Source organism: Bradyrhizobium sp. USDA 4538, from assembly GCF_024171045.1.
In the GTDB taxonomy this organism is placed as follows: Bacteria; Pseudomonadota; Alphaproteobacteria; order Rhizobiales; family Xanthobacteraceae; genus Bradyrhizobium; species Bradyrhizobium australafricanum.
Genome location: NZ_JALJZE010000001.1, coordinates 4642052 through 4667503, shown reverse-complemented (window position 1 = coordinate 4667503; position 25452 = coordinate 4642052). Strand labels below are relative to the sequence as shown.

The window sequence follows — 25452 nt, the reverse complement described above, 5'->3', positions numbered from 1 at the left end:
ACATCCGCGCTCTCGCGACATGATCTGTCCGAGCTTTGCTGACGCACGCAGCTTCCCGCCGACCGGAGTCATTTCGTGCGCAAGGCAATCGCCTATTCGTGGCTATGGGCCAACCTTGACCACTTGCGGCACTTTCCAGCTTCCGTCGATGATCGAAGGGGCAGTGTCCTTGGGCCAGTACATTCGCAGCATCAGGACAAAATCGCCCTTGGGCGCCGGCAGCCAGTTCGACTCCTTGTCAGTACCCGGCGACTCGTTCTGGAAGTAGAGGGTCAGCGAGCCGTCCGGATTGAACTTCGGATTGTCGCGCATGCTGACGGTGAACCTGTTCAGCGGATTGGGAACGAACCACCAGCCCTGATCGATCATGTACATGGTGAACGACCAGAAGCCGTTGACGGGTGGTGTCGCATCTTTTGCAAACGTCAATGTGTATTTGTTTGCACCGCTCAGCTTCTGTCCTGTCGAGTCCTTCTCGGTATTCGGATAGACCGCATCACGCTCCTGATTTGCGGGCCAACCGAAGGCCGCCACCACTGCGCGCTTCATGTAATCCGAGGGACCGTAGGTGCCGAGACCCTTCGTGATCGACCAGCCGTCGACGATCCCACCCAGGTTGTCCTTGTTGGCCTCGATTTTTTTCAGAGCGATATTGGGGATGTCTTTCAGCGCTTCCTGTACTGCCGGATCGAGCTTGCCCATCTCGAACGGCTTGCCGGGCACGATGCCGATCTTCGCCATGCTTGCGAGCATCGGTGCATCTGCCGCGGCGGCAGGTGCCGTGGAAGCCATGAGCTTGGCCATCAGATTGAAGTACCCCTGCGTTCCCATGGCGAGAATGACCGTCTGCGGCTTGTCGGTCATGCTGAAGCCCGGATTGGGATTCACCGGGGGCGCGACCGGTGTGTATGGCTTGCCCCACGACGAAAGCGGCGTGATCTTGTATTGCGCCTGCAGCGCGTTGACGGTCTTGTAGTCAGCCTCGGTGCCGTCTGCATAGGTGCGACCGAGAATGACCATGTTGCGCGTCGCCATCGGGAAATGCTTCATATCCGCCGGCACCTCGCCCTTCCAGCCCGGGCCGGTGAAGAGGTAGTTGGCGGCCTTGCCGCCGGCCGTCCGCTTGCTCGGCGAGTGCTCGGAATCCGACATCCACAGATCGGTGATCTCAAAGAGATAGAAGCGATCGCCCATATCCGGATGACTGAATACCTGCGGCTCGGTTAGGTCGAGCCAGGCAACGGAATACAGCGTATCGGCATTGGGCGCGGAAATACCACGATAGTCCGCAGGCGGATAGCGAGGAACGTTGACGAACTGACCGGTGGGACTTGTGAAGCCCTCGACCTTGGGCACGTTGCTCATCTGCACGCGGGTTACTTCCGTCGTAATCAACGAATAACCGTAGACGTAAGCATCGACGGCGATTTGCTGGGCTTGCGTGGGCGATACGGATTGGGCGTTTGCCGGTGCGGTCGCTGTGAGGCACGTCGATATGGCGAGGGTAACGGCGAGAAGAGAACGTCGATTGATCACGTTCATGAATTCCACCTCTTTGCTTTTTGTCCGATGCGATGGTCGGCGCCGGTAATCGGCTCCGCTGAGCAGCCGAAGCAAATTCATCCAACATCGCGCAGATGAAAGCCGATTGATTCAGATCAACGACGTCCGATTTGGGTCAAAGGCGAATATCGGCAAGTTCGAATTGCTTTGGGCCATGAGCGGAGCTTGATTGGCCTTCCGCGTTCTCCGGAAAACGGAGTAGGCTACGCCTGATGCCGTCCGTGTCCGATTGTTGTGGAGGGACTGGCCATGAAACTTCGCCGCCGAAATTTTCTGCATCCCGCCGCGGCGGCCGGCCAGATTGTGCTCCCGCCGCCGCAGAAGCAGGCTCTCATTTCCGCGCGCAAAATTTCGCGTCGACGGACCGAACCAGGACAGGAGAACCAGACATGGCCGCCTTTCAAGAGGTTTTCCGCCGCTCCGGCATCGACGAGCGCCGCAGCCCGCCGGGCATGGTGGTGCCGTTCGGGGGCTCCAATATCGTGGCGCTGATCGACCCCGGAAGAAAGCTCAAAGTCGATCCTAACCCCCATGCGCTCGGGATCAGGGAGATCGATGGCGCCGACACCCTTAGACGCGTCATGCAAGCCAGAGACACCCTCTCCGAACCCGATGTCGATCCGCAGCTCAGGGCGGCGTCACTTCCCGCCACCTTCAATGGCGATGCACGGTTTTTCGAAATCAGTGGCCGGATCAAGCCGATTGGCTTTCCCGGCCTCGAGGTGGTGGCTCGGTCGGCCGGCCGGAAGATCGAAGCCAAGCTCCATGTCGCCGTGCTGCCAGAAATCAAGATCAAGGTGGCGTTCCGCAATGTCATGGTTCCAGGGAGCGGCGGCGCTCCGGCGTTTCACGCCAAGAAGCCTTGCAACGAGCAAGATGAATTGCTGACGATGAACAATATATGGAGGCCGCAGGCCAACATCCGTTTCGAGCGAGTGCCAAGCGACTGGCTGGTCATCGACGACTCGCAGGCTGCCGTCAAACAGGAGCTCGCCAGTGCCACTGGCATGAAGGATGCGAGCTTGGCGACTTTTCCCGATGTGATCGAGGTCGAAAAATTGAAGAGCTTCTTCGTCAAACACAAAGTTCAGGGCGCCCATCTAACCATTTTCTGCGTCGATAAGCTTTTGTCCAATGGCTCCTTCCCCAATGGCTCATTTGCTCGATCGTTGGACCTTGCCTTCATCTGCTCGCAACGCGGGCCTAACACGTCGGCCCATGAAGCCGGGCATTTTCTCGGCTACTACTCGAAGAGCGCGAGCAAACCTTGGGACAGCCAAGGCCACACGCTGGAGACCGATCCGAAAACCGGAAAAGAAAACAGGGCGGAAGACATCAAGATGCTGATGCGGGGCGGAGGCGCCGGGTGGAAAATTCCGTTCAATCTCGTCAAGGAGTTCCGCGACTTTCCCGGCTAGCATCCGACGATCAGACAGAAGCTGGAAATGAATCCAGGCGTTGAATGTCGCCTTTGGGTCTTGGTCGTGTAAAAACGCCAGTCCCGAGGCAGTCGGGACTGGATTGGTGTCATGCCGCGATCGCAGCCATCAGCGGCTTGATCCCGACGATGTTCATGACCCGTGTCAGATTGTAGGCCAGGACGGAGAGCGCCATTTCGGCCGCCACTTTCGGAAGCGTTTTGGTGAGGAAGTGTGTCGCTCCCATGCGGGCCTTCATGGTGCCGAACGGATGCTCGACAGTTTCGCGGCGCTGACGCATGGCGTGCGGGCTTGCATCAAGGCGCTGCTGCACAGCCTCGAGCAGATGCTCATGCTCCCATCGCGTAATCCGCCGTTCTGACCCAGGCGTGCATTGGGTCTTGAGCGAACAGCTTTGACAGGCCGTGGTCCAGTAGCGCCGCAGCACCTTGCTGTCTTCTTCATTCGTATAGCGATATGATAGCCGCTCCCCGGCCGGGCAGCGATAGACGTCCTCCTCTGGCAAATAGGCAAAGTCCTGTTTACCGAAGCGTCCGTCTGCCTTAGCGCCGGACGTTAGCGGTTTGGGCAGAGTTACCGTGATGCCCGCTTCGTGGCACGCAAGGATCTCTGGGCTGTTGAAGTAGCCGCGATCGGCTACAGCTTCGAGCGTCTCAGTCTTCAGAACAGCCTTCGCCCGCTTGGCCATATTGGCAAGTTGTGCCCGATCCGAGCCGCTGTTCGTCACCTCGTGCGTCACAATCAGATGGTGTTCGGTGTCTACGGCGACCTGTACGTTGTAGCCGACAACACCAGAGCCGCGCCCGCTCGTCGCCATCGAGCGGCTGTCGGGGTCGGTCAGGGAGATTTGCTGGTCGGGTGACGCAAGCACCTGCTTCTCGTAGACGGCAAGCTTGCCCATTTCCTCCTTCAGTTTCGTCAGCTTCTCGGTAAGCCTCGTCACCTTCGTGGCCAGGGCCTCGGTCGGCTCCTGGCGGTCGGCCGTGTCAAGTTGGCTCAGATAGCGCGCGACGCTCTCCTCCAACTGAGCACGCCGTCGCTCCATCTTCGCGCGCGTGAAGTTCCTGTCCCGGTTGTTCACGGCCTTGAACTTGCTGCCATCGATGGCGACGCTCGCCGTCGCCAGCAGACCCATCTCTCGGCAGAGTTCGACGAAGCGCGCACATACCCTGCGCAGCGCCAGGCCGTTGTCCTTGCGGAAGTCCGCAATCGTCTTGTGATCGGGAGCGAGCCGACCCAGCAGCCACATCACCTCGACGTTGCGCCCGGCCTCTCGTTCCAGCCGCCGGCTCGACTGTACCCGGTTCAGATAACCGTAAATGTAAAGCTTCAGGAGCACCGAGGGATGGTACGACGGCCGACCGGTGGCCGCCGGCTCCACACCCTCAAAGCCCATCTCAGCCAAACCGAGCGCATCGACAAATACGTCGATCACGCGAACAGGGTTGCTCTCGTCAATGAAGTCATCGAGGCATTCGGGCAACAGCGACCGCTGTCCACGATCCGCCTCTTCAACGAAGCGCCTCATCGATTCCCCCAAAGAATCACAGGAGAATCATAACAGAAGCCCAGCGTTTTCACACAGCCAGGGTCAATAGCCGCCTTGTTACTCCATCACTTCGACGCTGGCGTGACCTGCGACCACTTTCCCGAATGAACATCCGCTTCGGGTCAAACGGAGACATCATGCCGCGCCGTGTTTGGGCCAGGTGACGTCCGCTTAATGTCTTTTGCCGGCCAACGCGATGAGGAATGCCTTTGATGTCGTCAGCGGGATGGGAGGCACTCCGGCAGTGGGGTGAAGGCGTAACTCGCATCGAACCGCTCACTGGCGGAGTCGCGAACGACGTGTGGAGCGTGCGCGTCCAGGGGCACCACGCGGTCGGTCGTCTCGGTACGAGGAGCGACGCTGATCTCGCTTGGGAGACCGCGCTCCTCCAATACCTCGATCGTGAGGGTCTGACCGTGCCGGTGCCGATCCCGACGATAGACGGCCGTTTGTTCGCGGACGGTCTGGTGGTGATGACGTATGTGGAGGGCGAACCGCCCGAGACTGAGGCCGACTGGCGTCGCGCAGCCGACACGCTCCGCCGGCTGCATCGGTTGACGGCGCGCTGGCCGCAGCGTCCGGGCTGGCGATCGTCGACCGACCTCCTGCACGCCGAAACCGGGACGAAGATCGACCTCGCCGCGATGCCGCCTGAGGGCGTTGCCCGATGCCGGGCCGCGTGGGCGCGGCTCGTCGGACGTCAGACCTGCGTCGTCCACGGCGACCCCAACCCGCGCAACATCCGCGTGACCGCAGATCGGGTCGCGCTGATCGACTGGGACGAGTCGCATGTCGACGTCCCCGATCTTGACCTGGTGCTGCCCCACAACGCCGCCGGTCTCGACGGCGCCGCGCACGACATCGCCGCGCAAGCGTCGGCTGCGTGGGAGGCCGCCGTCTGCTGGGACGACGCGTACGCAATCAAGCGGCTTGCCGACATTCGAGCGGTCTAGCGCGGACGCTTCGGTCGCTTGAGTTCGGCGACCTTAAACTTCCCCGCGGCCTGCAGGCTGCTGCAAAGCCACCAGGCCCTGTTTCGGTACTCGCCCAGGAACCATTTGGTCTCGACGCAATCGACGTAGGATTTGTAGGTGAGGTTGTCTCGGCACGTCGACGAGAACGGTCCGTATGTTGGTCCGCCCCCTGACTCGCTACACCCGACCCAAGGATCCTTGCCATGCGGGAGGCTCGATTCGCAGCCACCGTTGCAATTGCTGGCGACTTTCTCCAGCGCGGCAATCCTGCCCAGCACTGAATCTGGCGACGGCGCTCGAGCGGTTGACGATGACGTTTGCGTGGTTCTCGATCTCCGGTGAGGTGCCCCCGTGGTCACCACCTGTGTCGGACGATTTGGCCTTGCCACCGGCTTCGGCGCCTCGACCGTGATGGAAGGAAGCGGCTTGGCTGGGTCTGTTTGCGACGCTGCCGGGCCGCACAGCCAGACAGTTGACAACACGGCGACGGCTGAAGGCGCGACAAGGCTCGACGGCAATCTCATGACATAGCCCTCCCAAATCCGGGACGGAAATGCCGTCCCGACGAGGGCACGGTACCATACAGCCCGAGTTTGGCTACCTAGGGTTGAAGATAAATCTCCCAGTGTCTCACGATCGACGTCGACATGGCGGCGAGAGAACGCCGACCGCTCACACCGTTCCGGCGTCTGCTCCCGGCCCAAAGCTGAGCTCGAACGGCTCTTGCCGATATTCGCCTTTTGACCCGAAGCGGTTACTTAAGCGACACCGACACGCGGTGGCATCGGATCGATTTTGCAGGCCCACGCCGTTAGGTCAGCGGTTCTGCCCCATGGTCTCTTGTTCAGAAGTTGCTGGCGCCCCCTACTCTCGATCCAGCGGCCATGCTTTGGTCAAAACTGCGTTGAGTGTTTGGCAGGGTCATCGACTTGGAGAAAATACGATCCCCCTCCTTCGGGTGACATGGGACAGGGTGCCAGGTCGTTCCCTACCGCATTCTTGAGGTGCCCACCGCAAAGGCTTGTGATGGAACGGGCAAGGTTGGATAAGGCCGGGATTTTCGCTTTTGGCGATGCTCGGAGCGCTGTGACCTACTCGGTCGAAGTTTTTATCGTCACCGCGATCTACGGGAGCCTTGCGGCCTCCGCACATTTCCTTCCCGCTATCAATCCGACCGCGACACCGCTGTGGCCGCCAACCGGGGTTGCGCTCGCGCTGATGCTGCTGCGTGGCTACCGGATCTGGCCCGCGATCCTGCTGGGCGCCGTCGCGCCTTACCTGATGACCGACCGATCGCTCCTGGAGCTTGTCGCCGCCGGGATCGGCACCCTCCTTGCTGCACTGGCCGGGACATGGCTGATCGGACGCTGGTCGAACGGTTGCCAGACGTTTGCCACACCATCCGGTGTCGCAAAGTTTGCAGGCATCTCCTTTGCGCCGACCGCGATGATCAGTTCATTCACCGCCCTGGCCGGATCCATCTTCGTCAACGAACCGAGCTTTCCCGATTCCGTCGCCGCCGGGCTGACCTGGTGGCTTGCCGACGCAGCCGCGACCCTGGTGATTGCTCCGGTCATCGTGCTCTGGGCGATGATGCCCTTACGGATTTCCTCCAGGTGGGATCTGTTGGAATCGATCGCAGTTATCGCCCTCGCTGGTCTCATTGGGATCGTGGCCTATAGCCCGCTCATCGGCAGTGACCTCGTCAGCGACGATCTCAACGTTGCGTTGCCGCATCGCAGCCTGCTGGGCTTTCTGGCTTTGCTCCCGTTGATCTGGGCTGGCCTGCGCGGCAATCGATGCACCGCGGCTACGGCTGCGCTCATTTTCACCGGAATGGCAGTCTGGGGGTTCGCGTTCGGTAATGATCCGTTTCCGAAAACGGATCCGAACGGAGCATTGTTGTCACTGCTCGTGCTTTCGATCAGCGTATCGGCGCCCTCTCTTGCCCTGGCAGCGGCAATTGCCACGCGTCAGACCACGGAAGCCCATCTGCTTTCCGTGCAGGACCAGTTGAACGGTCAACTTGAACGGAACGCCTTGGCGCTCGACAGCATCAGACGGCACTTCCAGACCCTCATCGAAGGCGTCGTCGACTATGCGATTTTTGCGCTTGATCGAGAAGGACACGTTACGAGTTGGAATAGCACCGCTCAAAAGATCATCGGCTACACCTCGGAAGAAATCATCGGCAAGCATTTTGGAATATTCTATCGGCCGGATGAACGCCGCGCGGGTTCGCCGACACACGCGCTGGAGACGGCAATCGAAAGAGGCAAGTACGACGTAGAGGGTTGGCGCATCAGAAAGAATGGTACGCCGTTCTTCATCACGGGCTCGGTCTCGTCGAGCCATGATGACTCAGGAAATCTGATCGGCTTCATCAGTATTCTGCGGGACGCAACCGAGCGACGCGACGCGGAGGAGAAGCTGGTTCAGGCACGCGAACAGCTCGCGATGTCGCAGAAAATGGAGGCAATCGGCAAGCTGACCGGCGGGATTGCACACGACTTCAACAATCTATTGATGATCATCGGAGGGAGTGCCCAGATCTTCACACGCCTGCTTGATCCAAAACTGCCCAAGGCAATTGAAGCCATACAGACCGCGGCCAAACGCGGCGAAAGCCTCACACGCCAATTGTTGACATTCTCTCGTCATCAGCATCTCAGCCCGACGGTCGTCGATCTGAATGCGTCCATCAAGAACATGCGGACCATGATCGAGAGCTCGCTGCGCGGAAACATCGTGTACAATGAGAACGTCGGCGAGGGTGTAGCGTCGGTCAAGGTGGACCTCGCCGAGCTGGAACTTGCGATCGTCAACATCGCCGTTAATGCGCGCGATGCAATGCCAAGCGGCGGCACGTTCACCTTATCCGTGCATGCGGTGACCGCGAACCAGGAAACCGGCGGCGATCGCCGCGCAAAGGCTTTCTTTGCGATCGCGCTTGGCGATAGCGGCACCGGCATTCCGCCAAACCTGCTGTCCAAGATGTTCGATCCGTTCTTCACGACCAAGGAGGTCGGCAAGGGTACCGGGCTCGGCTTGTCGCAAGTCTATGGTTTCGCGCATCAGGCCGGCGGAACGGTGACGGCGGACAGCAAGGTTGGACAGGGAACGACGATTACAATCTACCTGCCGTCCTGCGCGGACGAGCAAATCACCAGCAAAGAGCTAGCCGCTGCCAGAACAAGAGCAAGGCAGCCGCAGCGGCAGACGGTTCTCGTTGTCGACGACAGCCCCGAAGTGGCGGATGTGACTTCCTCGCTGTTCGAACATCTGGGCTATGACACGATATATCGAGATTCGGCCGAAGCGGCGCTGAAATTGCTCGAAGCCGGTACAAAGATCGATCTCGTCTTCAGCGATATCGTCATGCCCGGGACCATCGATGGCGTCGGGCTCGCGAGAGAAGTCAGGTCGCGATACCCCGGTTTGCCGATAGCCCTTACAACCGGCTACAGCGATGCCGCAAAAGCGGCTCCGCCAAGTCTAAAAATACTCCGCAAGCCATTCGATACCGACGCACTGAGAGATTTTATCCACGATCTTGCGCCGCCGCGACCAACGCGATCATCCGGCACACCCATGACTTCAAGCACGACCGAAGCCGTGCGCAGAAATTGACCGGTCGCGCCATGCAGAAGCGCCTCGTCGCGCAGCTTGACGAAGCGTTGACCATCGCCGCTGATGGACATGACTGCTGCTAGCGATCCTGGAAAGCCAGCCGCGCGCCGAGCGCGACCAGGATGCTACCGCCGATCCGCTGCATGACGCGCTGCGACCGCTTCGAGCGCTGCAGCTTCGACATCACGGCGCTGGCGAAGAACACGCAGACGATGTCGACCGCCGAGAAGGTCAGATTGACCGTTGTGCCGAGCAGAAGCAGCTGGACCCAGACCGGCAGGCCGGCCGACGCATCGACGAATTGCGGCAGGAACGCCAGGAAGAAGATTGCCGTCTTCGGATTGAGCACCTCGACGACGATGCTTTGCGCGAAGGCGCGCTCCGCGGAGAGCGGCGCAAGCGTGGGGCGCTTTGCGTTGTCGCGGTCGCGGAACAGCGAGAGCCCGAGCCAGACCAGATAGGCCGCACCGGCAAGCTTCATCGCCATAAACAGCGGCGGCACCGCGTGAAACAGCAGAGCGAGGCCGGCCGCCGCGGCGACGACATGGATATAGCCGCCGAGGTGCAGCCCGAGCGAGGCCATCAGCCCCGCGCGCCTGCCGCCCGCTAAAGTGCGGGCCGCGGCGTACAGCATAGCGGGACCCGGGATCAGCGCGAAGGTTGCGGTCGTGATCGCGAAGGCAAGGTACAATTCCATCGGGCGCGTTCGTCTCAGTTCCCAGGGATCATCGCCGCGACCTCGCGGTCGACCGGATTGTCGCTGGCGCCGAGCCCCGCCATGACGCCGGCGCGATCCTCAAGCTTGCGGTTCTGGCTCATCTTCTTCTTGGCGTCGATCCGCGTGATCGGCATCCGGAAGCCGACGATGCCGCGCAGCTGCGCCTTGATGAAATCGTCAGGCGCATCGCTGACCTGCCAGACCTCCTGGCGCGAAGTCTCGTGCAGCTCGGTCAGCCGGGTCACGACGTCGAGCAGGCGCTCGGCATCCTCAAAGAACTCGGCCGCGCCATAGGCGTGGACGGCGACGTAATTCCAGGTCGGCACCACCTTGCCGTGCTCGGCCTTGGTCGCGTACCAGGACGGCGTCACATAGGCGCTGGGCCCCATGAAGATCGCCATCGCCTCGCCGACCGCCGGCAGCCTCCACTGCGGATTGGGCCGCGCGACGTGACCGTACAGCGTGCCGTAGTCGCCCTCGTTCTCATTGAGGATCAGCGGCAGCGGCGTGCCGATCAGGCCATCGGCGGTTGCGGTGACCAGCGTCGCGAGCTTTGAGGCCCGCATCGCGGCGTGGATCGGACCGAGCTCATCGATCTTGAAATGCGGCGGCAGGTACATTGCGAACCTCTCGGCAGACCTTTGGCAGGCCTCATCAATTGCTGCTCCACCATAGCGCCGAAGTGGCCTATGGTAAGAGCCACTTTCGATCATCTTGATTGGTCCACTATGCCCCGCCTGCGCGCCACGATCAGCATCCCTTCGCTCCGGGCCGTCGACCGCGCCGCCGGACAGGCCGGGCGCCAGATCGCGCAGGCCCTGCGCGCCGCGATTGCGAGCGGCGAACTGAAGGCCGGGGATTTTCTGCCGTCGACGCGCGCGCTGTCGGCCTCGCTCGGCGTCGCGCGCGGCACGGTCACGGAAGCTTTCGAGCAGCTGCTGGCCGAGGGCTATCTGGAATCGCAGGTCGGTGCTGGCACCCGCGTCGCGCCGACGCTTGCCGAGCAGGCGCGGCCCGTCATGGTCGATCGCAAACCGAGCAAATCGGCGCCGATTCAGTTGCCGCCGCGCGCGGCGTGGCTTGCCAAGGTGGCGGCAGCCTTCATGCCGATGCCGGAAGTCCCGTTTGCAATCGCGGTCCCCGGCGGCGCGGTCGCGCCCGACGACCATTGGCGCCGCCTCGGCAACCGCGTACGCGCATCGCGCGCGGCGGCGCCTGCGAGCTATGGCGATCCGCGCGGCTTGATGGAGCTGCGGCAGGCGATCGCCGACTATGTGCGCAAATCCCGCGCGGTGCATTGCGAGCCCGAGCAGGTCGTGATCACGGCCGGCACCCAGCAAGGCCTCTATCTCGCCGGCCGCGTGCTGCTGTCGTCAGGCGATCGCGTCTGGGCCGAGGATCCCGCCTATCCCGGCATGACCGCCGTGCTCGACGATCTCGATCTCGTCACGACGCGTGTGGGCGTCGATGCGCAGGGCATCGACGTCGAAGCCGCCGTCGCCGCGTGCCCGCATGCGCGCGCGGCCTTCGTGACGCCGTCGCATCAATATCCGCTGGGCATGCCGATGAGCATGGCCCGCCGCAATGCGCTGGTAGCGTGGGCGCAGCGAAGCAATGCCTGGATCGTCGAGGACGATTACGACAGCGAGCTGCGCTATGCCGGTCATCCCTTCCCGTCGATGCAGGGCCTCGCCCCATCGCGGGTGATTTATCTCGGCACGCTGAGCAAGGTTCTGTTTCCCTCGCTGCGGCTCGGCTACGTCGTGGCGCCCCTGCCGCTGATTGACGCCTTCGCCGGCGCGCGGGCGCTGCTCGACCGGCATTCGCCGACCGCCGACCAGCATGTGCTGGCGGCCTATATGCGCGAGGGGCTGTTCGAGGCGCATATCAGGCGCATTCGCGGCGTCTACGCCGCGCGGCGTGCGACGCTGATCGCGGCGCTGACGCGCCACATGCCTGACGACGTCACGCTGCAGCCGAGCGATCAGGGCATGCATCTGCTGCTGTGGCTGCCAGAGCGCTTCGACGATGTGCAACTGGCAAAATCAGCGCTTGCCGCCGGCATCGTCGTACGGCCGATTTTGCCGATGTACCAGGCGGCACCACGCCCCGGCCTGATGCTCGGCTTCGGCGGGTTCGAACCTGAGGAGCTGGAGGCGACGGCGCTAAGGCTGCGGCGCGTGATGGATCAGCATAGGTCGCAGCGGCGGATCAAGCCACGCCGCACTGAAGCCTCACACTGATTTTGCAGCTTGGACTTTACTGCTCGAACGCGGCCTTGAGGCGGTTGAGCTGCGGCACCAGCGGGTTGCCGATCGAGGAGCGATCCGGCGCCGGCGCGTGGATCGTGGTGTCGAGGCGGCGGACGCGCGCCTGCAGATCCATCGAACGGGCGATCAACTGCTGCAATTGCTCGGGCAGCTTGGTCACCATGTCGGCCGGGCCGGGATCGGCGGCCGACAGCTTGACCTTGGTCTTTTCGCGATTGGCCTGGGTCAGCGTCATCTCGCCTTCCTTGACCGCGCGATGCAGCAGCAGCCAGGACGCGAGCTGCATCAGCCGCGTGGTCAGGCGCATGCTTTCGGTGGCATAGGTCAGGCTCACGGACCGTTCGAGCGCCTTGGCTTCGGCACGTCCGTCACCGTCGAGATAGGCGGCGGTCTGCTCGACCAGGTCCATGCCTTCCCGGAACAGCACGCCGAATGCCGCTGAATTGGTCAGCCGTTCACTGAACAGCACAAGCCCGGCTTCGCTCTGGGAACGATCGGCCATGGTTAACGCCCTCACACCATCGTAACGCCCGCTGACATCTGACGCGCCAGCTTATGATGAACAAATCATTGCGCGGGCGCGCCGAAGAGTCCAGCCGCAACCGGATTTATGGTTTCCAGCCGATAGGACGCACAAAAAAGAGCCGCCGTTTCCGGCGGCTTTGAAGTTGATAACAGGGAGGCGTCAAACAGAGTGGACAGGAGCCACTCGGTGTCCAAACGAGGACAATGCAGTCATAATCGAGAAAGCTTAACCGATCGTAAATGAACGGATTTCTTCAGGCTTTGTTTGCCATGTCGGCCATTGACCTAGTTTGGGACAGGCCTCTTCTCCTTCCCCCTGAAAGGGGGAAGGTCGGGATGGGGGTCAACCGCAGGCGACGGCGTATGTGGAGAGAGCTGATCCCCACCCGCTTTGCTCTGGCGAGCAAAGCGACCTCCCCTTTTCAAGGGGAGGTGGAGCCGCGTAGCCCGGATGGAGCGCAGCGAAATCCGGGAAACGCCCATCCGCGGATAACACTGCCCCGGATTGCGCTGCGCTTCATCCGGGCCACGACAGCAATGAGATCGCCGAGCTACGACTTGAAGAACGCGTTGGCGGCATCCTTCGACGCGCGCTTCTTCGTCATCGCCTCTTTCAGGCGATCGACTTCGGCGTTGAGCAGCGCGATGCGCTCCGTCAACTCCTCGACCGACAGCAGCGAGAGATCCTGGCCGATCTCATGGCTGATTTTCTTCCGCGGCCGGTCCTCATCCTCAATCGGCATGTGTCCTCCCCGCGATGCTGATCTGGCGCCCTGCGCCCAGCGATGATAGATATCCGTCCAGAGGAGAATTTTGCAGTGACTTTCGTGTGCGCGCAACAGCTGACGCGAATGCCCCGGCCCGACCGCAAGGAGTCTGACCGGACGGGATAGTTGCGCGCCTGCGCGCGAGGCATGAGCCGACCCCAAGCCCTTCCGATCATGCGGGAGGGCTTTTTGATTTTCCGCTTTGATTCTTGCGGGGTCGGCATCACCGAACGCGAAAGACCTTAACCCATGACCAAGATTCTCATCACCAGCGCGCTGCCCTACGTCAACGGCGTCAAGCATCTCGGCAACCTCGTCGGCTCGCTGCTGCCCGCCGACGTCCACGCCCGCTTCCGCCGGCAGACCGGCTGCGACGTGCTCTTCATCTGCGCGACCGACGAGCACGGCACACCGGCCGAGCTCGGCGCCATCGAGGCCGGACTGGATGTCCGGGCGTTCTGCGACGCACAGCACGCCGTCCAGGCCGACATCTACCGGCGCTTCGGCTTGTCCTTCGATCATTTCGGCCGCACCAGCTCGCCGTACAACCATGCGCTGACGCAGCACTTCTATCGCCGGCTCGATGACGCCGGGCTGATCGAAGCACGCACCTCGCGGCAGGTGTTCTCGCCGGCCGACCGCCGCTTCCTGCCCGACCGTTATGTGCTCGGCACCTGTCCGCATTGCGGCGACGCTGGCGCGCGCGGCGATCAATGCGACCATTGCGGCACACTGCTCGACCCGCCGGACCTCATCGATCCCCGCTCGGCACTATCAGGCGACCGCGCGCTCGAGATCCGCGACAGCCGTCATCTCTATCTGCGCCAGTCGCAACTAGTCGAGAAGATCGACGCATGGATCGACAGCCGGAGCGGATGGCCACCCTTCGTGGTGTCGACCGCGAAGGGCTGGCTCAATGCGGAGCTGCGCGACCGCTGCATCACGCGCGATCTCGCCTGGGGCATCGCGGTGCCGCGCGACGGCTTCGACGGCAAGGTGTTCTATGTCTGGTTCGACGCGCCGATCGGCTACATCGCGGCGACGCAGGAATGGGCCGACGCCGCGCCAGGCCGCGACTGGCGGCAATGGTGGTGGCAGGCCGATGACGTCAGCTACATCCAGTTTCTCGGCAAGGACAACATCCCGTTCCACACCGTGAGCTTTCCGGCGACGCTGATCGGCTCGGGTGAACCGTGGAAGACCGCCGATGTGATCAAGGGATTCCACTGGCTGAATTACGAGGGCGGCAAGTTCTCGACCAGCAGGAAGCGCGGCATCTTCACCGATGCGGCGCTGGCGGAATTGCCTGCCGATCTCTGGCGCTGGTGGCTGATCGCCAACGCGCCGGATAGCGCCGACACCGATTTTGGCGTCGCCAGATTCGTCGCCGACGTGAACAAGGATCTCGCCGATGTCTTCGGCAATCTCGCCAACCGCATCATCAGCTTCGCGCATCGCGCCTTCGACGGCCGCATCCCGGATGGTGGCGCTCCCGGCGATGCCGAGCGACAACTCGCGCTTGAACTAGAGCAGCGCATCGCAGCGCTGCACCGCCATCACACGGCGCTGGAATTTCGCGCAGCGGCGGCCACGACCCGCGCGATCTGGGACACCGCGAACGCTTATCTGCAACACGCGGCACCCTGGACAGCGATCAAGTCCGATCCGGCACGCGCGGCAGTCATCACCCGCACCGGGCTCAATCTTGTCGCGCTCAGCGCCACGCTGGCGTGGAGCATCGTGCCTCACCTCGCGGCGCGCGTGCTCGGCGCGCTCGGTCAGAGCGATGCCGTACCGCGCTGGCCCACTGGCCCACTCGTTCCGCTGCTCGATCGTGGCGCGGGCACGCCGGTCGCAAGGCTCGGCCCGCTGGTCGAGAAAATCACGCCTGAGAGAGCCAGCCAGCTCACGGCGCGGTTCGGGGCTTAATGGCGTTTCGCTTCGGTGGAAAAGGCGGTATGCCATCCGCCGATCCTCTCCACTGACCAGGGACCAGCCATGCCAAATCTGCCCGCGCAAATGACCGTCGTTGCCATCAGCAAGCCGGGTGGCCCTGAGGTGCTGGTGCCGGAGACCCGCGCGGTGCCGGTGCCGAAGGCCGGCGAGATTTTGGTCAAGGTCGCGGCCGCCGGTGTCAATCGTCCCGACGTCGCGCAGCGCTCCGGCTCCTATCCGCCGCCGCCCGGCGCCAGCGACCTGCCCGGCCTCGAAATCGCGGGCGAAGTGGTCGCGCTCGGCGAAGGCGCAAAGCACAAGATCGGCGACAAGGTGATGTCGCTGGTCGCCGGCGGCGGCTACGCGCAATATTGCATCGCGCAGGACGCGCAGGCGATGACCGTGCCGCCCTCGCTGTCGATGCAGGAAGCCGGCGCGATTCCGGAAACGCTGATGACGGTGTGGCACAATGTGTTCGAGCGCGGCGCGCTCCAGGCCGGGGAGACGCTGCTGATCCACGGCGGCTCGTCGGGCATCGGCACGATGGCGATCCAGCTTGCCAAGGCGTTCGGCGCCAAGGTGATCGTCACCGTCGGCTCGCAGGACAAGGCCGATGCCTGCCTCAAGCTCGGCGCCGATCACGCGGTCAATTACAAGACCGAGGATTTCGTCGAGGCGGTGAAGAAGGCCACCGGCGGCAACGGCGCCAATGTCATCCTCGACATGGTGGGCGGCGATTATATCGACCGGAACTATGACGCCGCCGCGGTCGAGGGCCGCATCGTCCAGATCGCGTTCCTGTCGGGAACACCGAAGGCCACGGCCAATTTCGCCAAGCTGATGGTCAAGCGGCTGCACCACACCGGCTCGACCCTGCGCCCCCGTAGTAATGCGGACAAGGCGGCGATGGTCGCCGCGATCGAGGCAAAGGTGCTGCCCTTGCTGCGCGAAGGCCGCGTCAAACCGCTGATGGACAGCACATTCCCGCTGGAAAAGGCCGCCGACGCGCACCGGCGCATGGAGACCAGCGAACATATTGGCAAAATTGTGTTGGCGGTTTAACCCTCGCGACGGAAGCAGGGGCGGAAACCCTTTGATTCCCTTCGCTTTCGTGTCATTTATCGCGCCACCGCCGGGCCGGTCGCCGGGTCCGGTCAGTTTGTCGATCGCGGAGTACTGACATTGCGTCTGATCAGGTGCCTTGCGCTGCTCGCGCTGGGCCTCATGATGTTTGCCGCCGCGCCTGCCGCGTATGCGATCGACGCGGTCAGCGTGCGCAGCGATGCGCCGGCGATCGATTTGACGGCGGTTCTCGACCATCAGCGAAGTGAAGCCGACCGCATCCAGGTCTCCACCGCACCCGGAACCGACGGCATCGTGCGCCGCATCGAGGTTCGCGCCCGCGAAGGCGGCCAGAACTGGGTGGTGTTCGCGCTCGCCAACAACACCGACGACCAGCTCGACCGCCTGATCGTTGCGCCGCACTACCGCATCGTGTCGTCCGGCCTGCTGTGGCCCGACCTCGGCCTGTCGCGCATCGCCACCATCACGCCGTCGGTCGGCGATCGTCCGGAGCGGCAGGAGAGCCCGACCGCCGACGTGTTCCGCATCACGCTCGATCCCGGCGCCGTCGTCACCTATGTCGCGGAACTGCGCACGGACAAGCTGCCGCAGCTGTATCTGTGGGAACCCGACGCCTACAAGGACAAGGTCAACTCGTTCACGCTGTACCAGGGCATCGTGATCGGCATCTCGGGCCTGCTCGCCCTCGTGCTCACGATCTTGTTTGTGGTCAAGGGAAGTATCATGTTCCCGGCCGCCGCGGCGCTGGCTTGGGCGGTGCTGGTCTATATCGGCGTCGACTTCGGCTTCTGGGGCAAGGTGCTCGACATGTCGAACAACGCCGAGCGCGTCTGGCGCGCGGCGGGCGAGGCGATCCTCGCGGCGACGCTGCTGGTGTTCCTGTTCGCATATCTCAATCTCAGTCGCTGGCACGTCCGCTACTCGCACATCACGATCGGCTGGCTGGTCTTCCTCGGCTCGCTGGTCGCGCTGGCGCTGTTCGACCCCGCGGTCGCCTCCGGCATCGCGCGCATGTCGCTGGTGATGATCGCCTTCGCCGGCTTCGCGCTGATCGTCTATCTCTCGACCCACGGCTTCGACCGCGCGGTGCTGTTGATACCGACCTGGTTCCTGCTGGTGGTCTGGGTGGTCGCGGCCGGCATGACGGTCGCAGGCTCCGTCACCAACGACATCGTCGGCCCGGCGCTGCTGGGCGGCCTGGTGCTGATCGTGATGCTGATCGGATTCACGGTGATGCAGCATGCCTTCGCCGGCGGCGGCGCCACCACCGGCGTCGTCTCCGATGTCGAGCGCCGGGCGCTGGCGCTGACCGGCTCCGGCGATCTGATCTGGGACTGGGACGTGTCCGCCGACAAGGTGTTCACCAGCCCCGAGACCGAAGCCCTGCTCGGCCTCAAGCGCGGCACGCTTGAAGGCCCGGCGGCGAAATGGCTCGAGGTGCTGCACCCGCTCGACCAGGACCGCTTCCGCGCCGCGCTCGACAGCGTGCTCGACCAGCGCCGCGGCCGCCTGGTGCAGGATTTCCGGCTGCGTACGCCCGACGGCCACTTCATGTGGTTCGCGCTGAAAGCGCGGCCGGTGGTCGGCTCCGACGGCGAGGTCTCGCGCGTGGTCGGCACCCTCACTGATGTCACCGAGTTCAAGAACTCCGAAGAGCGGATGCTGCATGACTCCGTCCATGACAACCTGACCGGCCTGCCGAACCGCCGGCTGTTCATGGACCGCCTCGGCGCGGTGGCGAATCTCGCCAAGACCATGCCGAACCTGCGGCCGACCTTGATGGTGATCGACCTCGACCGCTTCAAGCAGGTCAACGATTCCGTCGGGATCGCGGTCGGCGATTCCATTTTGCTGACGCTGGCGCGGCGGCTGACCCGCATCCTCAAGCCGCAGGACACGCTGGCCCGCATGGCCGGCGACCAGTTCGGCCTGATCCTGCTGTCGGAGCAGGACCCGGCACGGATCACCAATTTCGCCGAGACCATCCGCAAGACCATCCGCGCGCCGATCGCGTTCAACGACCGCGAGATCTTCCTGACCGCCTCGATCGGGCTTGCGCTGTCCGACCCGGCGGCACCGCTGACCGACGAGATCATCAAGGACGCCGAGCTTGCGATGTATCATTCCAAGCGGATCGGCGGCGACCGCATCGACGTCTACAAGCCGGCGATGCGGGCGCGCAAGACCGACCGCCTGACGCTGGAGAGCGACCTGCGCCGCGCCATCGAGCGGCAGGAGATCACGATCCTGTACCAGCCGATCGTGCGGCTGGAGGATCGCGCGATCGCCGGCTTCGAGGCGCTGGCGCGCTGGGATCATCCCAAGCTCGGCCGGATGTCACCGTCAGAGTTCATCAACGTCGCCGAGGAGACCGGCCTGATCGTCGATCTCGGCATGTTCGTGATGGACCAGACCGCGCGCCAGCTCGCGGTGTGGCAGCGCGCGATGCGCGCCCGCGAGCCGATCTTCGCCTCGGTCAACGTGTCGTCGCGGCAGCTGCTGCGCCACGATCTGATCCACGATATCCGCACCGTGCTGTCGCGCTCCTCGGTGGCGCGTGGCACGCTGAAGCTGGAGCTGACGGAATCGCTGGTCATGGAGAACCCGGAGCACGCCGCCCAGATGCTGGCGCGGATCCGCGAGCTCGGCACCGGGCTGTCACTCGACGATTTCGGCACTGGCCACTCCTCGCTATCCTATTTGCAGCGCTTCCCGTTCGACACCATCAAGATCGACCAATCCTTCGTCCGCACCACCAGCCGCGGCACCCGCCCGGTGATCCTGAAATCGATCATCGCGCTGGCGCACGATCTCGGGATGGAGGTGGTGGCGGAAGGCGCCGAGACGGATTCGGATGCCGTCGAGCTCTACCAGCTCGGCTGCGAATACGCCCAGGGCTTTGCCTTCGGCGAGCCGATGGACGCGGATGCGGCGACCCGGCTCCTCACCGAGGAACGGCTGGAAGCCGCGAGCTAACTCTTGTCGTCCCGGCCCCGTGCGCAATTGCGCACCGGAGCCGGGACCCATACGCCGCGGCCCATCCATGACGCGCTGGGGCCGGTTGCCTTCGTAACAACAACGCCCTGTGGTTATGGGTCCCGGCGTTCGCCGGGACGACGGTTGGGCATGCGCTTGAACCTGACGCTCTTGCCGTCGGCCTGGCGGGTGGCGATGTAGCCGGCCTCGAGGCAGGCCTCGCGCTGCGGCATCTTCTCCTGCGGGCTGCGCAACGTCTCCCACCACGACGCCCGATGCGCGGCGCGCGGCAGCGCCGCATCGATGATCGCCTCGATCTCCTCGAAGGTCAGCACAAATTCGGGCAGATGCTGCTTCTTCAGATAATCCCGCAATGCGTCGTAGTCGTTCACAACGTCCTCGATGACAAAAGTCCGGCAACCACCCGTTAACCCATTCGGCGGCCGCTGTCGCCATTTAAGGCGACAACAAGATTTCCCGTTGCATGACGGCGCATTGGAGCGGGACATGCCATTTCGACGGGGAAACGACGCAAGGCGGCGCTGGCGGCTATCGGCAAAGCTGCTGATCGCGGCGTCGGTTGCGACCGTCCTCGGCTTCTCCGCGGTCTGCGCCGGCGTGATGTTCGACATGCGCCGCGGCGAGGAGCAACTGGCCCGCCGCACCCTGGAGAATCTGGCGTCGGGCATCGAGGCCGACATCAGCCGCAACATCGAGCTCTACGACCTGTCGCTGCGCGCGGTCGCCAGCAATCTCGAGATGCCGGAGATCCGCAATATCAGCAAGGAACTGCGCCAGCTGATCCTGTTCGATCACGCCGCGACCGCAAAACATTTCGGCGCGATCCAGGTGTTCGACACCAAGGGCAATTTGACCGTCGACGCGGCGAGCCTCGATCCGCGGCCGGAGAACCGCAGCGACGAGGAGTATTTCACGGTCCAGCGCGACAATCCCGATGCCGGGCTTTACATCAGCCGGCCGATGCTGCATCGCGGCGCCTACGCCATCGTGCTGAGCCGGCGCATCGTCGACGACGAGGGCCGCTTCCTCGGCGTCGTGGTCGGCTCGATCCGCTTCAGCTATTTCCATGACCTGTTCGGGCGGCTGAACCTCATGCCGGGCGACACCATCACCGTGCTGCGCAACGACCGCACCATCATCATGCGGACGCCGTTCGATCTCGACGTGATCGGCAAGAACCTCGCGGAGCAGCTGGACTGGAAGGCCGAGAACCTGAAGATGGGCGGCGCCTTCTCCGGCAAGGGCCCGGTCGACGACATACCGCGGCTCTATGTCAGGCGCAGCAGCTCCGGGCCGCTTTACGTGGTGGTCGGCAAGCCGCTCGAAGCCGTCTTCAACCTGTGGCGCACGGAGGCCATTCGCATCGGCGCGATCATGGCGTTTCTGATCCTGTTCGTGCTCAGCGCAACGCTGGTGCTCGCCCGCGAGATCGTTCGCCGCGCCGACGCCGAGGACAAGCTCGAGGAGATGGCGACCACCGACGCCCTCACCGGCCTGAAGAACCGGCGCAAGTTCGACGGCGAGATCGAGCGCGAATGGCGCCGTGCCGGCCGCTACGGCCAGCCGGTCGCGCTATTGATGATCGATGCCGATCATTTCAAGGCCTACAACGACACCTATGGGCATCAGGCCGGCGACCAGGTGCTGGTCGGGATCGCGATCTGCATTTCGGACGCGGTGCGCCGGGCCGGCGATTGCCCGGCGCGCTTCGGCGGCGAGGAATTCGCGGTGCTGCTGCCCAACATGACCGCGCTCGAAGCCTTCAACCTGGCCGAGACCATCCGCCACAAGGTCCAGCAATGGTGCGCGGGCGAACTGATCACGACGGTCAGCATCGGCGTCGCCAGCATGCGGCCGACCGCGGGCCAGCAATGGTCCGATCTGATCGAGGCCGCCGACAAGGCGCTCTACGCCGCCAAGGCCAACGGCCGCAACCAGTCGGTGCTCGCAACCGTGCCGAAAATCGCGCTGGTGGCGTGAGGGGCCAAGCGGCTGCAAAATACCGGGCTTCACGGGCAATAGAGTTGAACGCGCGGCTCTCTCCACATCGTCGTCCCTGCGAAAGCACTAGGGCATGCACACATTTCTGAGGCTCCATCCGAGAGCGACGGCGCGGAAGTAATCGAGACCGTTTTTGAAGGTGATGGGGCCTGGTGGCTTGGAGGACGGATAGCCGTCCCATCCTCCAATGCGGCCGATAATCCAGGCCGCCCAGGCAAGACGATCGGACGGATGCGGGTTCTTCAGTCGTCTGTTCCTGGCTTCAAGCTGCTGATTGAGGGCGGTCAACGCATCGATCTCGCTGGGATTGAAGGCAACGTGAAGCGACTGCTGGCTCCCGTTGCGCGCTTGCAGGAGCTGGATGGTGATGATCGCGGCCTTGGCAGCGATGGCAACCAATTTGAGAAGCCGGCCGGCGGTGCCGATCTGGCTATCCTCGAGCTTGAAGCCCTGCGTCTTGAGGACGCGGAAGAACTGCTCGATGATCCAGCGCTGCTTGTACCAGGCGACAATGCGCCAGGCATCGTCTGAACTGGTGACCTCGTGAGAGGTGAGAAGACGCCAGTGCAACGGCTCGACGTTGGGATCGGCATTGATCTCGCGGACGTCAACGATGGCCAGATGCAGGCTTTTCGGCAAATGGCGCAGGAACTTGCTTTGCGGCCGGGCCAGCTCGATTGCGCCGAAGCGAAGTTCGAGGTCCATCGGACGTGCAGGCCGCCCCGCACGCGCAGGCAACTCGATGATGCGACGCTCTACCGCCGTCATGGCGTCGATCGCCGCATACAAACCCGTCGTGTCGGCCAGCTTGCGATCATGCATGCTGCGGGCGATCACGCGGTAGTCTTGCTCGGCTGCGCTGGCATAAAGAGCAAAGATGTCGCTCTCGCGGTCACCAAGCAGGGTCACCATTGCAGCACCGGTAAGCAGCGGCTTGGCCGCAAGGGCGGTGGCAATCCAGCGCTGCGATTCCTTGTCCGACAGGTCGCGGCTGTCATGCGAGACGCTCCGAGGGCCTTCACGCGTCCACACCTCGCCGCTCAAAAGTCCCAGGCAGGTGCCATTGTCCGCATCCACCGCCAGCATCGGGTGCAGCAGCACGCCGTGGTGATTGCCCTTGCCGATCTCCCCGAGCCCGCGCCGGCGTTGCGGCGTGGTGTTGAAGTGGATCTCGCTGGTGTCCTGGATCGCCAAAACATGGCGGCCTGTAACCGCCGCAGCCGTGCTTTCGCTCCAGCTTTCGATGATGCGCTCCTTCGTCACCTTGGAGTTACCGAGAAAGCGGTTGAACCGCACCTCCAGCGCGCGGTCTCCCTTGGAAAGCCGCCGAAGGCATACATCCTTGCCCGCGACCATGCGTCCGATGAGCGCCGCCCCCCTTTATCGAGACGACCATCCTCGAACCGGCCCAACGTCCAGTCAATCCGCGACAACATGCTGGCACCTCCGCCCAAGCCGAAGTGCCGTAATAGAAGTCACCGAGACCCCCGATTCTGGAATCCCCAATCTCTGACCCGAGTCAATCCGTCGCACCAGATGTGTGCATCCCCTAGTGCGAAAGCAGGGACCCATAACCACAGGACTTCGTCGTAGAAGCGAGCCGTGGCTCCAGCGTTATGCAGCAGCAAGCATCGGTGGTTATGGGTCCCGGGTCGCGCGGAGCCTGTCATCGGGCGGCGCTTCGCGCCGACCCGTTGGCTTGCCCGGGACGACACTGAGTTTGTTGCGGCGTCGAAACTCATACATCGGCATTCTGAACGCTGCCCCGCCGCTGCCGCCGCCTCAGCCCCACCGCTTCTTCTTCGGCTTCTTGCCGAACTTCGGCTTCGCCGACACGTCCGGCCACTGCGTGGGTCCGGCGTGGCTGGACTTGCCCGGATGCTTCTTTTTCTTTCCGAACCGGGGCTCGTCGCCGGATTTCGGCCTGAAGCCTTTTCCGTCCCGATCGGATCGGAACGAGTCCCTGGATTCCTTTTTTGACGCGTAGTCCTGACGCGAACCGCTCGCGCCTTCGCTCGAAAACGCTCTGGCTTCGCGATCCGGTTTGCCGCGCCGCTTTCCTGCCCCCTCGGCGCGCGGCGCGCTGTATCCGCCGTCGTCATCATCGCGCCAGGGCTTGCGCGCCGGCTTCTCGCGCGCCTCTCCCTGCGGCGCGCCCGCCAGCGGCTCGATGCGGATGCTGTCTTCCTTGTCCGGACGCTTGATCTTGACCGCGAAGGAATCCGCGACCCGCGCGGCGATCTCGAATTCGGTGGTCGTGTCCATGATCTTGATCGCGCCGATGTCGCGCTTGTCGATGCCGCCACGACGGCAGATCATCGGCAGCAGCCAGCGGGCTTCGGCATTCTTCCGGCGTCCGATCGCGGCCCGAAACCAGACGGTCGCCTCCTCCATGCCATGACGCGCGGAGGACTTGCCGGTCTTCGATCGCGGCCCGGCGGCACGATCATCGCGCCGCGAGGCGCGCTCGCCGCGGTCCCGGCCCCGTCCCTCGCCGGGATCGAGGATGTCTTCGGGCGCAGGCAGCCGCGCGCGGTAGAGCCGGGCGAGCGCCGCGGCAATCGCCTCGGGCGCGCGTTCGGCGAGCAAGGCCTGCGCCAGCGCCAGATCGTCTGATGTCGCCTCTTCGGAGAACACTGCATCCTGCAGCAGGCGATCATGGTCGAGCTTGCGGATCTCCTCCGCCTGCGGCGCAGAGCCCCAGACCACATCGATGCCGGCGAGATCGAGCAGCAATTCGGCGCGCCGCCGCCGTGCCGGCGGCACCAACAGGATGCTGACGCCCTTGCGGCCGGCGCGGCCGGTGCGGCCCGAGCGATGCTGCATGACCTCCGGGTCTTTCGGCAGATCTGCGTGAATGACGAGATCGAGGCTCGGCAGGTCGATGCCGCGCGCCGCGACGTCGGTCGCGACGCAAACCCGCGACCGCCCGTCGCGCAACGCCTGCAGCGCCTGGGTCCGCTCGTTCTGGGTCATTTCGCCCGACAGCGCGGCGACGGAGAACCCGCGCTCGAGCAGCGCCGCCTGCAAATGCCGGACGGCCTCACGGGTGTTGCAAAACACCAGCGCGCTCGGCGCCTCATGGAAACGCAGCACGTTGACGACGGCGTGCTCGACATCGTCGGCGGCCACCCGGATGGCGCGGTACTCGATATCGGCATGGCCGCCTTCGTCACCCGCGACCTCGATCCGGAACGCCTGCTCCTGATACTGCTTGGCAAGCGCGACGATGCCGCGCGGGAACGTCGCCGAGAACAGCAAGGTGCGGCGGGTGTCCGGCGTGGTCTCGAGGATGAATTCCATATCCTCGCGGAAACCGAGATTGAGCATCTCATCGGCCTCGTCGAGCACGACGACCTTGAGTTCCGAAATGTCGAGACGGCCGCGCCGCAAATGGTCGCACAACCGGCCGGGCGTCCCGACCACGATGTGGGCGCCCTCGGCAAGCTCGCGCTGCTCGCGGCGCGGGTCCATGCCGCCGACACAGGAGACGACGCGGCCGTCGGCGTGTTCATAAAGCCACGCAAGCTCGCGCTGGACCTGCAAGGCGAGCTCGCGGGTCGGCGCGACGATCAGGGCCAGCGGGGCGGCGGCCGGCTCGAACCGCTCGGCGCCGTCGAGCAGGTCCTTTGCCATGGCCAAGCCGTAGGCAACGGTCTTGCCCGAGCCGGTCTGGGCTGAAACCAGGAGATCGCGGTCCACAGCGTCGTCCGCGAGCACGGCGAGCTGGACCGGGGTCGGTTGATCGTAGTTGCGCTCAGCCAAGGCGCGGGCGAGCGGCGAACTTGTGGTCGGAAAGGGCACGAGATGGGAAACCTTGATTGGTCCGGGCGCAGAACGTCGAGCGGGACGACCTGGAGCTGCGTACCCGGCAAGCGGCACAGCCGCATGACGATTTGGGGTGCTTTACGCCAAGAAGCGCCAAATCGCCATGCCCCATCGCAGAAAAGCTGGCGCGCGGATCAGGCGGGCTGCCCGATCGGGGCCGTAGGGCCGGTCAG

At 63.8% G+C, this 25452-nt stretch carries 17 protein-coding genes; 8 read left to right on the top strand and 9 right to left on the bottom strand.

Annotation, left to right across the window (positions count from 1 at the left end; genetic code table 11):
• Nucleotides 1-102: 102 nt before the first annotated feature.
• The gene (locus J2R78_RS21020; RefSeq protein ID WP_253606566.1) at nt 103-1542 is read right to left on the bottom strand and encodes a DUF1254 domain-containing protein; all 1440 of its coding nucleotides are present in this window, start codon (nt 1540-1542) and stop codon (nt 103-105) included.
• Between the two features lie 410 nt (nt 1543-1952).
• Here J2R78_RS21020 and J2R78_RS21015 point away from each other — a divergent pair, with 410 nt between their 5' ends.
• Nucleotides 1953-2981 (top strand): hypothetical protein, encoded by a 1029-nt coding sequence (locus J2R78_RS21015; RefSeq protein WP_253606564.1) that lies wholly within the window; start codon nt 1953-1955, stop codon nt 2979-2981.
• Between the two features lie 109 nt (nt 2982-3090).
• On the opposite strand, the gene J2R78_RS21010 is transcribed toward J2R78_RS21015, so the two are convergent.
• The gene (locus tag J2R78_RS21010; RefSeq protein ID WP_253606562.1) at nt 3091-4530 is read right to left on the bottom strand and encodes an IS1182 family transposase; all 1440 of its coding nucleotides are present in this window, start codon (nt 4528-4530) and stop codon (nt 3091-3093) included.
• A gap of 233 nt (nt 4531-4763) precedes the next feature.
• Here J2R78_RS21010 and J2R78_RS21005 point away from each other — a divergent pair, with 233 nt between their 5' ends.
• Together J2R78_RS21005 and J2R78_RS21000 are read left to right on the top strand one after the other, a co-directional pair.
• Complete coding sequence (locus J2R78_RS21005; protein WP_253606561.1) at nt 4764-5504, top strand: phosphotransferase enzyme family protein; 741 nt, start codon at nt 4764-4766, stop codon at nt 5502-5504.
• A gap of 1062 nt (nt 5505-6566) precedes the next feature.
• Nucleotides 6567-9155 carry an MASE1 domain-containing protein gene (locus J2R78_RS21000; protein ID WP_253606559.1) on the top strand — a complete coding sequence of 863 codons (2589 nt, stop codon included), beginning with the start codon at nt 6567-6569 and terminating at the stop codon, nt 9153-9155.
• Nucleotides 9156-9234: 79 nt separating this feature from the next.
• On the opposite strand, the gene J2R78_RS20995 is transcribed toward J2R78_RS21000, so the two are convergent.
• Nucleotides 9235-9852 carry a LysE family translocator gene (locus tag J2R78_RS20995; protein ID WP_253606557.1) on the bottom strand — a complete coding sequence of 206 codons (618 nt, stop codon included), beginning with the start codon at nt 9850-9852 and terminating at the stop codon, nt 9235-9237.
• A 14-nt stretch (nt 9853-9866) separates the two neighbouring features.
• Nucleotides 9867-10493: an FMN-binding negative transcriptional regulator gene (locus tag J2R78_RS20990; RefSeq protein ID WP_253606555.1), complete on the bottom strand. Its 627-nt coding sequence runs from the start codon at nt 10491-10493 to the stop codon at nt 9867-9869.
• A 108-nt stretch (nt 10494-10601) separates the two neighbouring features.
• Here J2R78_RS20990 and J2R78_RS20985 point away from each other — a divergent pair, with 108 nt between their 5' ends.
• A complete protein-coding gene (locus J2R78_RS20985; protein WP_253606553.1) occupies nt 10602-12116 on the top strand; it encodes a PLP-dependent aminotransferase family protein in 1515 nt (504 codons plus the stop codon).
• A gap of 16 nt (nt 12117-12132) precedes the next feature.
• On the opposite strand, the gene J2R78_RS20980 is transcribed toward J2R78_RS20985, so the two are convergent.
• Together J2R78_RS20980 and J2R78_RS20975 are read right to left on the bottom strand one after the other, a co-directional pair.
• Nucleotides 12133-12645 (bottom strand): DUF1465 family protein, encoded by a 513-nt coding sequence (locus J2R78_RS20980; RefSeq protein ID WP_028340279.1) that lies wholly within the window; start codon nt 12643-12645, stop codon nt 12133-12135.
• 574 nt (nt 12646-13219) lie between these two features.
• Nucleotides 13220-13411: a DUF1192 domain-containing protein gene (locus J2R78_RS20975; protein ID WP_016845225.1), complete on the bottom strand. Its 192-nt coding sequence runs from the start codon at nt 13409-13411 to the stop codon at nt 13220-13222.
• A 273-nt stretch (nt 13412-13684) separates the two neighbouring features.
• On the opposite strand from J2R78_RS20975, the gene metG reads away from it, so the two are divergent.
• From metG to J2R78_RS20960, 3 genes are all read left to right on the top strand, one after another.
• The gene (gene metG, locus J2R78_RS20970; RefSeq protein WP_253606551.1) at nt 13685-15364 is read left to right on the top strand and encodes a methionine--tRNA ligase; all 1680 of its coding nucleotides are present in this window, start codon (nt 13685-13687) and stop codon (nt 15362-15364) included.
• A gap of 69 nt (nt 15365-15433) precedes the next feature.
• Nucleotides 15434-16432 (top strand): NAD(P)H-quinone oxidoreductase, encoded by a 999-nt coding sequence (locus tag J2R78_RS20965; RefSeq protein ID WP_057017706.1) that lies wholly within the window; start codon nt 15434-15436, stop codon nt 16430-16432.
• Nucleotides 16433-16552: 120 nt separating this feature from the next.
• On the top strand, nt 16553-19429 hold the full coding sequence (locus J2R78_RS20960) for an EAL domain-containing protein (RefSeq protein ID WP_076827342.1): 2877 nt from the start codon (nt 16553-16555) through the stop codon (nt 19427-19429).
• 113 nt (nt 19430-19542) lie between these two features.
• Here J2R78_RS20960 and J2R78_RS20955 read toward each other — a convergent pair whose 3' ends face one another.
• Nucleotides 19543-19821, bottom strand: coding sequence for a hypothetical protein (locus J2R78_RS20955; RefSeq protein ID WP_057017704.1), 279 nt, complete (start codon nt 19819-19821; stop codon nt 19543-19545).
• Between the two features lie 115 nt (nt 19822-19936).
• Between J2R78_RS20955 and J2R78_RS20950 the strand changes: the two genes are divergently transcribed.
• The gene (locus J2R78_RS20950; protein ID WP_253606550.1) at nt 19937-21430 is read left to right on the top strand and encodes a sensor domain-containing diguanylate cyclase; all 1494 of its coding nucleotides are present in this window, start codon (nt 19937-19939) and stop codon (nt 21428-21430) included.
• 87 nt (nt 21431-21517) lie between these two features.
• Here J2R78_RS20950 and J2R78_RS20945 read toward each other — a convergent pair whose 3' ends face one another.
• Nucleotides 21518-22807, bottom strand: coding sequence for an IS4 family transposase (locus tag J2R78_RS20945; protein ID WP_225642830.1), 1290 nt, complete (start codon nt 22805-22807; stop codon nt 21518-21520).
• 426 nt (nt 22808-23233) lie between these two features.
• Nucleotides 23234-25255 (bottom strand): DEAD/DEAH box helicase, encoded by a 2022-nt coding sequence (locus J2R78_RS20940; RefSeq protein ID WP_253606548.1) that lies wholly within the window; start codon nt 25253-25255, stop codon nt 23234-23236.
• Nucleotides 25256-25452: the final 197 nt, after the last annotated feature.